Source organism: Pseudomonas sp. IT-P44, from assembly GCF_949768225.1.
Classification (GTDB): Bacteria; Pseudomonadota; Gammaproteobacteria; order Pseudomonadales; family Pseudomonadaceae; genus Aquipseudomonas; species Aquipseudomonas migulae.
The window spans coordinates 19,349-31,335 of the sequence record NZ_CATKQM010000045.1; the positions used below are offsets into that span (position 1 = coordinate 19,349).

The 11,987-nt window shown below is 60.8% G+C and carries 9 protein-coding genes; 6 read left to right on the plus strand and 3 right to left on the minus strand.

Annotated features, from left to right (window positions below; genetic code table 11):
* Positions 1-215: 215 nt before the first annotated feature.
* The 4 genes from ACM6IO_RS21480 (at position 216) to ACM6IO_RS21495 (ending at position 5,078) form a co-directional block, all read left to right on the plus strand.
* Positions 216-689, plus strand: a complete 474-nt coding sequence (locus tag ACM6IO_RS21480) for a MarR family winged helix-turn-helix transcriptional regulator (protein ID WP_008032787.1) — start codon at positions 216-218, stop codon at positions 687-689.
* The gene (locus ACM6IO_RS21485; RefSeq protein WP_008045129.1) at positions 686-2,155 is read left to right on the plus strand and encodes an efflux transporter outer membrane subunit; all 1,470 of its coding nucleotides are present in this window, start codon (positions 686-688) and stop codon (positions 2,153-2,155) included. The genes ACM6IO_RS21480 and ACM6IO_RS21485 overlap by 4 nt, the downstream gene beginning before the upstream one ends.
* Positions 2,156-2,170: 15 nt before the next feature.
* A complete protein-coding gene (locus tag ACM6IO_RS21490; protein WP_223481267.1) occupies positions 2,171-3,373 on the plus strand; it encodes an efflux RND transporter periplasmic adaptor subunit in 1,203 nt (400 codons plus the stop codon).
* Positions 3,374-3,548: 175 nt separating this feature from the next.
* Positions 3,549-5,078 (plus strand): DHA2 family efflux MFS transporter permease subunit, encoded by a 1,530-nt coding sequence (locus tag ACM6IO_RS21495; RefSeq protein WP_008032779.1) that lies wholly within the window; start codon positions 3,549-3,551, stop codon positions 5,076-5,078.
* Positions 5,079-5,174: 96 nt separating this feature from the next.
* On the opposite strand, the gene lpxH is transcribed toward ACM6IO_RS21495, so the two are convergent.
* Both lpxH and ACM6IO_RS21505 read right to left on the minus strand, forming a co-directional pair.
* Complete coding sequence (gene lpxH / locus ACM6IO_RS21500) at positions 5,175-5,927, minus strand: UDP-2,3-diacylglucosamine diphosphatase (RefSeq protein ID WP_414912195.1); 753 nt, start codon at positions 5,925-5,927, stop codon at positions 5,175-5,177.
* Positions 5,924-6,427, minus strand: coding sequence for a peptidylprolyl isomerase (locus tag ACM6IO_RS21505; RefSeq protein WP_414912196.1), 504 nt, complete (start codon positions 6,425-6,427; stop codon positions 5,924-5,926). The genes lpxH and ACM6IO_RS21505 overlap by 4 nt, the downstream gene beginning before the upstream one ends.
* A gap of 251 nt (positions 6,428-6,678) precedes the next feature.
* On the opposite strand from ACM6IO_RS21505, the gene ACM6IO_RS21510 reads away from it, so the two are divergent.
* A complete protein-coding gene (locus tag ACM6IO_RS21510) occupies positions 6,679-8,379 on the plus strand; it encodes a glutamine--tRNA ligase/YqeY domain fusion protein (protein ID WP_192227324.1) in 1,701 nt (566 codons plus the stop codon).
* A gap of 17 nt (positions 8,380-8,396) precedes the next feature.
* Entirely contained in the window at positions 8,397-9,779 is a 1,383-nt protein-coding gene (gene cysS, locus ACM6IO_RS21515; RefSeq protein ID WP_008032770.1) for a cysteine--tRNA ligase, read from the plus strand.
* Between the two features lie 215 nt (positions 9,780-9,994).
* Here the strand turns inward: cysS and ACM6IO_RS21520 are convergent, their stop codons facing one another.
* Positions 9,995-11,833, minus strand: coding sequence for a sigma-54-dependent Fis family transcriptional regulator (locus ACM6IO_RS21520; RefSeq protein ID WP_414912197.1), 1,839 nt, complete (start codon positions 11,831-11,833; stop codon positions 9,995-9,997).
* Positions 11,834-11,987 lie beyond the last annotated feature (154 nt).

Here is an 11,987-nt window from a genome sequence, read left to right on the forward strand (position 1 = left end):
GGGCAAGTCGGATCGCCGCACCGCTCGCTCCTACAGGGATTACACCGAACCCGTAGGAGCGAGGCTTGCCCGCGAAGGCGTCATTGTGCCCGCCACAAAATCCGCACCATTTATCCATCAAATACAAAGCAACCTAACTATTACGTTGACATTGGCTGCCTAGGCAGTAACATCTCGACATACATTCTCTGCCTAGGCAGCTAATTGGTGGTCAGATGAAACATTTCACCCCGGACGAATTCAAGAACTGCCATCTCGGTCTCCTGCTCGGGCGCGCCGCGCTGCTCAAGGACCGGATCATCGACACGCACATGGAACCCCACGGCATCACCGCCGCGCAGTTCAAAGTGCTGATCATCATCGCCCAATACGGCGTCGATACCCCGGCCGAGCTGTGCCGGCACTTGTCACTCGACAGCGGTTCGATGACCCGCATGCTCGATCGTCTGGAACAGAAAGGTTTCCTCGCCCGCCAACGCTCCGAAGCGGACCGCCGTCAGGTGCAGCTTGTGTTGACTGAGCAAGGCCAGCAGTTGGCTGACCGCTTGCCGGTGATCGGCGCCGACGCGATGAACGAACTGGCCGGTGCGATCACTCCGGATGAGCTGAAAACCCTGGAACAGATCCTGAAGAAAATTTTGGTGGCAGCCGGTGACTCGATCACGCTGCTGCGGGTAGGTGACAAATGAGCAGCAAAACCCTGCGTGCCGGCCTGAGCCTGGTGCTTGCGGCCATGACCCTGGCCGGTTGCGCCAGCTACAGCGGCCTGACCACCGAAGGCAAAAGCCTCGATGCGAAAGACCTCAAGGCCGGGCAATCCCTCAGCGGCGTGACCCTGTCGCCTGCGGCCTGGCCGAAAAGCGACTGGTGGAAAAGCCTCGGCGACCCGCAGCTCGACGGTCTGATTCGCGAAGCCCTGCACGACAGCCCCGACATGCAGATCGCCGACGCCCGCGCCCATCAGGCCAGCGCCGCTGCGTATGCCGCCGACGCTGCGCGGATGCCGACCCTCGATGCCAGCGCCGGCGTCAGCCGTTCGCGTCTGGCCCGGGATCAAGACCCGAGGGGCGAGGGCGATGCCTACTCCACCGTGCGCAACATCGGCGCCAGTTTCAATTACAACTTCGACCTCTGGGGCGGTCAGCGCGACGCCTGGGAAGCCGCGTTGGGCCAGGCCCGCGCTGCCGAAGTCGATCAGCAGGCCGCGCAGCTGACGTTGTCTGCCGACGTCGCTCGCGCCTACAGCGATCTGGGGCAGGCGCACATCGTTTATGACCTCGCCAACGAAGACCTCAAGCGCACCCGGCAAATGCTCGACCTGAGCCAGCGTCGCCTGAGCTCCGGGATCGACAGCCAGTACCAGTTCCAGCAAACCGAAAGCCTGGAAGCCACGTCTGAAGCCAGCCTGATCGACGCCGAGAAACGCCTGCAAAGCGCGAAAATCGCCTTGGCGGTCTTGCTCGGCAAAGGCCCGGATCGCGGCAACGAAATCGCCCGGCCGAAGATTCTTCAGGCCAGCGCCGTCGCATTGCCGTCGGTCCTGCCCGCCGAGTTGCTCGGTCGTCGTCCCGATCTGGTGGCCGCGCGCTGGCGGGTCGAGGCGGCGAGCAAGAACATCGACGCCGGCAAGACCCGGTTCTATCCCAACCTGAACCTCAGCGCGGCGGCCGGTGCCGAATCGTTGCTGGGCGACGCGATGTTCGGTTCGGCGAGTCGTTTCTTCAACATCGCACCGACCATTTCCCTGCCGATTTTCGACGGCGGTCGTCTGCGCGCCGACCTCGATGCCCGCGACGCCGATTACGACCTCGCCGTTGCGCAGTACAACAAAAGCCTTGTGAAAGCCCTCGGTGATGTCAGCGACACCATCAACCAGCTGCGTGACATCGGCCGGCAGATCGGCGCTCAGCAGCACGCCACCGACATTGCCCAGGATTCTTACAACACCGTGGTCCAGCGGTACGGTTCCGGCATCGGCAACTACCTGGACGTGCTCAGCATCGAGCAGCAATTGCTCCAGGCCCAGCGTCAGCTGGCCAACCTGAATGCCGAGCAGATCGACCTGTCGATCCAACTGATGCAGGCGCTGGGCGGCGGTTTTCAGGGCGAAACCCTGACCGCGGCCAACGCAACCCCAGCCACGCAGCACAACTAATTCAAGGTAATGGTCATGGCCACTGCACAAAACATTCAAGCCGCTGACAACAGTCCAGACACCAGCAACCCGCGCAAACGCAAAGTCATGCTGGTGGTCCTGGCCATCGTGGTGGTCCTCGCCGGTGTCGGCGTCTGGGGTTATCACGAATTCTACGGGCGCTGGAACGAAAGCACCGACGACGCCTATGTGAACGGCAACGTGGTGGAAATCACGCCGCTGGTCACCGGCACCGTCGTGAGCATCGGCGCTGATGACGGCGACCTGGTCCATGAAGGCCAGGTGCTGGTGAATTTCGACCCGAACGACGCCGAAGTCGGTCTGCAAAGTGCCCAGGCCAACCTCGCTCGCACCGTGCGTCAGGTACGCGGCTTGTACAGCAACGTCGACGGCATGAAAGCCCAGGTCAATGCCCAACAGGCGGAAGTGCAGAAGGCCCAGGACAACTTCAACCGCCGGAAAAATCTCGCGGCGGGCGGGGCGATTTCCCAGGAGGAGCTGTCCCACGCTCGCGATGACCTGACCTCGGCTCAAAACGCCCTGGCCAACGCCAAACAGCAACTGAAAACCACCAGCGCCCTGGTGGATGACACCGTGGTGTCGTCGCACCCGGACGTCATGTCGGCCGCCGCGCAATTGCGCCAGGCGTACCTGAACCATTCCCGCAGCACTCTGATTGCACCGGTGACCGGTTACGTCGCCAAGCGCTCGGTACAACTCGGTCAACGGGTCCAGCCGGGCACCGCGCTGATGGCGGTGATTCCACTGGATCAGTTGTGGATCGACGCCAACTTCAAGGAAACCCAATTGCGCGACATGCGCATTGGCCAACCGGTGGATATCCAGGCTGACCTGTACGGCAGCGACGTGAAATTCAGCGGCACCATCGACAGCCTCGGCGCTGGCACCGGCAGTGCGTTTGCCCTGCTGCCGGCGCAGAACGCCACCGGTAACTGGATCAAGATCGTCCAGCGTGTGCCGGTGCGGATTCACATCAACGCCGAAGAGCTGGCCAAGCACCCGTTGCGCGTGGGCCTGTCGACTCAGGTCGATGTGAACCTGCGCGACCAGAGCGGCCCGGTGCTGGCGCAACAGCCGCCGCAAAAGGCGTCGTTCAGCACCAGTGTCTACGACCGTCAGTTGGCCGAGGCCGACGCGATGATCACGCAGTTGATCCACGACAACAGCGCAGCGGTCAGCAAAACCGCGCAACGCTGATTCGCCATGACACCGACCCTGTGGGAGCGAGCCTGCTCGCGATGGATGTCAACGATAACGCGCGGCTGTCTGGATACCCGCGTTGTCTGGACCACCATCGCGAGCAAGCTCGCTCCTACACGGTCAGCTGCGTCTGTAAGGGGCGCAGCGCCCATCAGGTTTCAAAGGATTCGCGATGAGCAATAACGCGTCTTTCACCCCGCCCAGCCTGCTGCTCAGCACCATCGGCCTGTCGCTGGCGACTTTCATGCAAGTGCTCGACACCACCATCGCCAACGTGGCGTTGCCGACGATTTCCGGCAACCTGGGCGTGAGTTCGGAGCAGGGCACCTGGGTGATCACTTCGTTTGCGGTGAGCAATGCGATTGCGCTGCCGCTGACTGGCTGGCTCAGTCGGCGCTTTGGCGAAGTGAAACTGTTTCTGTGGGCGACGATCCTGTTTGTGCTGGCTTCGTTTCTCTGCGGTATCTCCACCTCGATGCCGGAGCTGATTGGCTTTCGGGTGCTGCAAGGTCTGGTGGCCGGGCCGTTGTACCCGATGACCCAGACGCTGCTGATCGCGGTCTATCCCCCCGCCAGGCGCGGCATGGCCCTGGCGTTGCTGGCGATGGTCACGGTGGTGGCGCCGATTGCCGGGCCGATTCTGGGCGGCTGGATTACCGACAGTTATAGCTGGCCGTGGATCTTCTTCATCAACGTGCCAATCGGGGTTTTCGCGGTGATGGTGGTGCGTTCGCAGCTCAAGGCGCGGCCGGTGGTGACCAGTTATCAGCCAATGGATTACGTCGGTCTGATCACGTTGATCATCGGTGTCGGCGCGTTGCAGGTGATCCTCGACAAGGGCAATGACCTCGACTGGTTCGAATCGAATTTCATCCTCATCGGCGCGGCCATTTCCGCGATTGCGCTGGCGGTGTTCGTGATCTGGGAAATGACCGACAAACACCCGGTGGTCAACCTGCGCTTGTTCGCGTATCGCAACTTCCGCATCGGCACGATTGTGCTGGTGTTGGGTTACGCCGGGTTCTTCGGCATCAACCTGATCCTGCCGCAATGGCTGCAAACGCAGATGGGCTACACGGCAACGTGGGCCGGGCTGGCGGTTGCGCCAATCGGGATTCTGCCGGTGATCCTCTCGCCGTTTGTCGGCAAGTACGCGCACAAGTTCGACCTGCGGCTACTGGCAGGCCTGGCGTTCCTGGCGATTGGCCTCAGCTGCTTCATGCGCGCCGGGTTCACCAACGAAGTGGACTTCCAGCACATCGCCCTGGTGCAGTTGTTCATGGGCATTGGCGTGGCGCTGTTCTTCATGCCGACCTTGAGCATTTTGATGTCGGACCTGCCACCGAGCCAGATCGCCGATGGCGCGGGCCTCGCGACGTTCCTGCGGACACTGGGCGGCAGTTTTGCGGCGTCGTTGACCACGTGGATCTGGATTCGCCGGGCGGATCAGCATCACGCGTACATGAGCGAGAGCATCAGCACCTACGAACCGGCGACCCGCGAGGCCCTGAATGCGCTGGGCGGTGCGAACAATCCGGCGTATGCGCAGCTCGATCATGTGCTCACCAGCCAGGCGTACATGCTCTCCACCGTGGATTACTTCACGTTGCTGGGGTGGGCGTTCATGGGGTTGATCGTGCTGGTGTGGCTGGCGAAACCGCCGTTCGCGGCAAAGGCCGGGCCCGCGGCCTCCGGCCATTGAGCGAATCCCTGTAGGAGCGAGGCTTGCCCGCGAAGGCGTCGGATCATTCAGCATTGATGTTGACTGACACGACGCCTTCGCGGGCAAGCCTCGCTCCTACAGGTGTTGTATTGCAAGTCCAGGTGTCGGCGGGAAATCAAACGGCGCCAACGCAAACCCGCTCTCATCCACCTGCAACGCCCACCCTTGGCGATCCCAATCCCCCAGCACAATGCGCTTGGCCGCTTGATTGCCAATCTGCAACTTGTGGATGGCCGGGCGATGGGTGTGCCCGTGGATCAGGGTTTTCACGCCATAGGCCTGCATGATCCGTGGCACTTCGTCCGGCGTGACATCGACAATGTCATTGGCCTTCATCCGCGTCTGCGCACGGCTTTCGCTGCGCAGTTTGCGCGCCAGTTTATGGCGGGTGCGCAACGGCAAGTGGCGCAGGATGAACAGGGTGATCGGGTTGCGCAGGTAACGACGCAGCTTCATGTAAGCCTCGTCGCGGGTGCAGAGGCTGTCGCCGTGCATCAAGAGCACCGGCTCGCCGTTGAATTGCACGACACTTGGATCCTTCAATAACGTACAACCGGCCTGTTTGCAAAAGGCCTGGCCGAGCATGAAGTCACGATTGCCGTGCATCAGAAAAATCGCCGTGCCGCTGTCGCTGAGGTCGCGCAGGGCCTGGCAGATGGAACGCTGGAAGGGCGTCATGGCATCGTCGCCAATCCACGCTTCGAAAAAGTCGCCGAGGATGTACAACGCACTCGCCGAGCGGGCGCGTCCGGCGAGCAAATCCAGAAACGCCCGGGTGATGTCCGGGCGCTCCTCTTCCAGATGCAAGTCTGAAATCAGCAATATCACTCAATGATCTCGGCTTTCTCGATGATCACGTCGTCTGCTGGTACGTCCTGGTGGCCGGCCTTGGAGGTGGTGGACACGCCTTTGATCTTGTCGACAACGTCGGTGCCGGCGGTCACTTTGCCGAACACTGCGTAGCCCCAGCCCTGAACGTTCTTGCCGCTTTGGTTCAGGAAGCTGTTGTCAGCGACGTTGATGAAGAACTGGGCGGAAGCCGAATGCGGCTCCATGGTGCGGGCCATGGCGACGGTGTATTTGTCGTTGGAAAGACCGTTGTCGGCTTCGTTCTGGATGCTTGGGCGCTTGTCTTTCTTTTCTTTCATGCCTGGCTCGAAACCGCCGCCCTGGATCATGAAGTTACCGATGACGCGGTGGAAAACAGTGTTTTCGTAGTGACCGGCTTTAACGTACTCGATGAAGTTGGCCACGGTGATCGGGGCTTTCTCAGCGTTCAGTTCCAGGACGATGTCGCCGTGGTTGGTGGTCAGTTTGACTTGGGTCATGATCGGTACTCTTTCATAGGAATTCGTGGGTTTCAGGGCTGTCGAGCCCTCAACCGGTCCGGCCGATGTCGGCCAAGGTGCGCAGTTTAGCGCGACAGACGCCAATTTCGAGGCTGTTTTTCATTTGCATCCGATTAAATGCAGCCGTTTTCGGGCCTGTACTGTCAGCGACTTGACGGCTTCGGCTATGATAGCGGCTTTGTTTTATCAGGCCCGTGTTCCGGCCGCGCACTTGTACGTTCAAGGATCCTATGAGCAAGCCCACTGTCGACCCTACCTCGAATTCCAAGACCGGCCCTGCCGTGCCGGTCAATTTCCTGCGCCCGATCATCCAGGCGGACCTGGACTCGGGTAAGCACACGCAGATCGTCACCCGTTTCCCGCCTGAGCCCAATGGCTACCTGCACATCGGTCACGCCAAGTCGATCTGTGTGAACTTCGGTCTGGCCCAGGAGTTTGGCGGCGTCACCCACCTGCGTTTCGACGACACCAACCCGGCCAAGGAAGACCAGGAATACATCGACGCCATCGAAAGCGACGTCAAATGGCTGGGTTTCGAATGGTCCGGCGAAGTGCGCTATGCCTCGCAGTATTTCGACCAGTTGCACGACTGGGCCGTTGAACTGATCAAGGCCGGCAAGGCCTATGTTGACGACCTGAGCCCTGAACAAGCCAAGGAATACCGTGGCACTCTGACCGAGCCGGGCCGTAACAGCCCGTTCCGTGATCGCAGCGTCGAAGAAAACCTCGACTGGTTCGCCCGCATGCGCGCCGGCGAGTTCCCGGACGGCGCACGTGTGCTGCGGGCCAAGATCGACATGGCTTCGCCGAACATGAACCTGCGCGATCCGATCATGTATCGCATCCGCCATGCGCATCACCACCAGACCGGTGACAAGTGGTGCATCTACCCGAACTACGACTTCACCCACGGTCAGTCGGACGCCATCGAAGGCATCACCCACTCGATCTGCACCCTGGAGTTCGAAAGCCACCGTCCGCTGTACGAGTGGTTCCTCGAGAACCTGCCGGTGCCGGCGAACCCGCGCCAGTACGAGTTCAGCCGCCTGAACCTGAACTACACCATCACCAGCAAGCGCAAGCTCAAGCAGTTGGTCGATGAGAAGCACGTCAATGGCTGGGACGATCCGCGCATGTCCACGCTGTCCGGCTTCCGCCGCCGTGGCTACACCCCGGCGTCGATCCGCAATTTCTGCGACATGATCGGCACCAACCGTTCCGACGGCGTGGTTGACTTCGGCATGCTTGAGTTCAGCATCCGTCAGGACCTCGACGCGAACGCCCCGCGCGCCATGTGCGTGCTTCGTCCGTTGAAAGTCGTGATCACCAACTACCCGGAAGACAAGGTCGATCACCTCGAACTGCCTCGTCACCCGCAGAAAGAAGAACTCGGCGTGCGCAAGCTGCCGTTCGCCCGTGAAATCTACATCGACCGCGATGACTTCATGGAAGAGCCGCCAAAAGGCTACAAGCGCCTGGAACCGGCTGGTGAAGTGCGTCTGCGCGGCAGCTATGTGATCCGTGCCGACGAAGCAATCAAGGACGCCGATGGCAACATCGTCGAACTGCGTTGCTCGTACGATCCGGAAACATTGGGCAAGAACCCTGAAGGCCGCAAGGTCAAAGGCGTGATTCACTGGGTGCCGGCCGCGGCCAGCGTCGAGTGCGAAGTGCGTCTGTACGATCGCCTGTTCCGCTCGCCGAACCCTGAAAAGGCCGAAGACAGCGCCAGTTTCCTGGACAACATCAACCCTGATTCGCTGCAAGTACTCACTGGTTGTCGTGCTGAACCCTCCCTGGGCAATGCACAGCCGGAAGACCGTTTCCAGTTCGAGCGCGAAGGTTACTTCTGCGCGGATATCAAGGACTCGAAACCAGGTGCTCCGGTATTCAACCGTACCGTGACCTTGCGTGATTCGTGGGGCCAGTGATTCAAGGAACCTCTAACGTGCTTTCGATCTACAACACGCTCACCAAGAGCAAAGAAGTATTCAAACCGCTGGATGGCAACAATGTGCGCATGTACGTCTGCGGGATGACCGTGTACGACTACTGCCACATTGGCCACGGCCGCAGCATGGTCGCGTTTGACCTGGTGACCCGCTGGTTGCGGTTCAGCGGTTATAACCTGACGTATGTGCGCAATATCACCGACATTGAAGACAAGATCATCAATCGGGCCAAGGAGAACGGCGAGCCGTTCGACGTGCTGACCGAGCGCATGATCACCGCGATGCACGAGGACGAGGCGCGCCTCAACATCCTCAAGCCGGACATGGAACCGCGGGCCACCGATCACATCGCTGGCATGCAGACCATGATCCAGACCCTGATCGACAAGGGTTACGCCTACGCACCGGGCAATGGCGACGTGTACTACCGCGTCGCCAAGTTCATGGGCTACGGCAAGCTGTCGCGCAAGAAGATCGAAGACCTGCGCATCGGCGCGCGGATCGAAGTCGACGAGTCCAAGCAGGACCCGCTGGACTTCGTGCTGTGGAAAGGCGCCAAGCCGGGTGAACCGAGCTGGCCATCGCCGTGGGGCGACGGTCGTCCGGGCTGGCACATCGAGTGCTCGGTGATGTCGACCTGCTGCCTGGGCGAGACCTTCGACATTCATGGCGGCGGCAGCGACCTTGAGTTCCCGCACCATGAAAACGAAATCGCCCAGAGCGAAGCGGCCACCGGCAAGACCTACGCCAACGCGTGGATGCATTGCGGCATGATTCGCATCAATGGCGAGAAGATGTCCAAGTCCTTGAACAACTTCTTCACCATTCGTGACGTGCTGGAAAAGTACCACCCGGAAGTCGTGCGTTACCTGCTGGTGTCGAGCCACTACCGCAGCGCAATCAACTATTCGGAAGACAACCTCAAGGACGCCAAAGGCGCACTCGAGCGTTTCTACCATGCGTTGAAAGGCCTGCCGACTGTCGCGCCTGCTGGCGGCGAAGCTTTTGTCGAGCGCTTCACCCAGGTGATGAACGACGACTTCGGCACGCCGGAAGCCTGCGCGGTGCTGTTCGAGATGGTTCGCGAGATCAACCGTCTGCGCGAGAGCGATCTGGATGCGGCGGCCGGTCTGGCGGCGCGTCTGAAAGAACTGGCGAGCGTGCTGGGTGTGTTGCAGCTTGAGGCCGATGACTTCCTGCAGGCCGGTGCCGAAGGGCGGGTTGATGCGGCTGAGGTTGATGCGCTGATTGCTGCGCGTCTGGCGGCTCGTGCCGGTAAGGACTGGGCGGAATCCGACCGTATTCGCGATCAGCTGACCGCGATGGGTGTGGTGCTGGAAGACGGCAAGGGTGGCACGACCTGGCGTCTGGCTGACTGATTGCTGCGTTTGTTACAAAAAAAACCCGCCTTGTGCGGGTTTTTGTTTTTGGGGTGGGATTGATTCAGCGGTGACAGGGCTGACGTCTTCGCGGGCAAGCCTCGCTCCTACAGGGACCGCGTCGTTCACGGTGTTGGCGAACGGCGCGGACCCTGTAGGAGCGAGGCTTGCCCGCGAATGGTCTCAAACCGGGCGCCGCCGCTGCGGATGCCCCATCATTCCGACTGGCGCAACCGCTTGTAAAGGGTATTGCGACTAACCCCCAACCGCCGGGCGAGATGGGAAATATTCCCCCCAGCCGCCTGCAACTGCCGATTCAAATCCTCCACATCATTCAAATCAACCGCCAACGGTTCATCCACCTCGATCGGTTCCATCTCCAGATCGACAAAAAAATCATCCGGCAAATGCTCCGGCCGCACCGGTTGCTCTTCCGCCATGGCCAGCGCTACCTGCATCACGCTGCTGACCTGGCGCAAATTCCCCGGCCACGGATGACGGCCGAACAACTCCAGCACCTCACGGCTCAACCCGGCCCACTGCGACGGTTCACGGTGTTGTTCCCACAAGCGTTTGAACAGCGCCTGCTTGTCGCTGCGTTCCCTGAGCGGCGGCAATTCCAGGGTCAAGCCGCCGATCCGGTAATACAGGTCTTCGCGAAACCGTCCCAACTGAACCTGCTCGCGCAACGAACGGTTAGTCGCCGAGATAATGCGGATATCCACCGGGAACAGCTCGCTGCTGCCCACCGGCTGCACGCAGCGCTCCTGCAAAACCCTTAATAGCCGGGCTTGAGTCGGCAATGGCATGTCACCGATTTCATCGAGAAACAGCGTGCCTTTGTCGGCCTTGCGAATCAGCCCGATGCTGCCTTTCTGATTGGCACCCGTAAACGCGCCTTTCTCGTAGCCAAACAGCTCGGACTCCACCAGTTCGGCGGGGATCGCTGCGCAGTTGACGGCAATGAATGGTTGTTTGCTGCGAGAACTGGCCTGATGCAGCGCTTTGACGAACACTTCCTTGCCGACCCCGGTTTCGCCGTGGATCAGCAGCGGAATGTCTTTCTCCAGCAGGCGCTCGGCCTGGCGCACGGCTTTTTCCACACGGCTGTCGCCGAAGTGCAGGGTATTGAGGCTGATCGCGGCGGGTGCGGGTGCCGCCACGGCGGGCTCGGCGAACATTCTTGCCTGGATCGGCGCCTGCTTCGGCCGCTTCAACAGGCACTGGAAGCGGTTGCGCCCGGACGCCTGGAGGGAGAAGGGCAGGCCGTCCGGCTGATTCAGCAGTTCCAGCAATGAGACCTTGAACAGGCTTTCGACACTGACCCGCGACAGGCTGATGCCCAGCAGATTGTCGGCGCGGCGATTGGCTGAGAGCACCTGGCCGGTCTCATCGAAAATCAACAATCCCGCCCATTGGCTGTCGAGATTGTTCAACCCGGTATTGAACGTCAGTTGAAAGTGCTGGCCATGGAACAGGTTGAGGATCAGCCGGTTCTCCACGGTCTGGCTCATCATCTTGACCATGCCGAGGGTGTGGGACGGCGGCAGGTAACTGTCGCTGGACACGTCCAGCACCGCGATGACCTTGCGTTCGGCATCGAAAATCGGCGCGGCGGAACCGGTCATGAAGCGGTTGGCCTTGAGGAAGTGTTCATCGTGCTCGATGTGCACCGCCTGCTCACAGGCCAGTGCGGTGCCGATCGCATTGGTGCCGCTGCAGCGCTCCATCCAGCTGGCGCCGGCGCTGAAGCCGCGGGTCAGGCTCGGCTCGATGAAGCGCTGGGTGCCCCAGGAGGTCAGGACCTGGCCCTGATTGTCGGCGAGCATGATCAGGCAATTGGAATTGCTGAGGATGTTCTCGTAGTAGGGCAGGACTTCCTGATGGGTGGTCTGCACCAATGAATGCTGGCTTTCCAGCAACTGCGCGATGTCCGCTGCCGGTAGCTGGTCGAATGCCGGGGCACTCTGATGATCGAGCCCGAACGCGCGGCAACGTGACCAGGAGTCCTGGATGATGGAGTCGTGGGAGAGCGGCGAGGCAGGTGCGGCCATGGCAGTCGATCTCTGAGCAAGCTTTTATTGTTTTTATGGGGTTTGCACATCACGTCGAATCTATCGCGTGATGGTACTGACACACCACTGACCTGTAGGAGCCAGGCTTGCCGGCGAAGGCGATTTCAAAGACGCCGTCGCCGGCAAGCCTGGC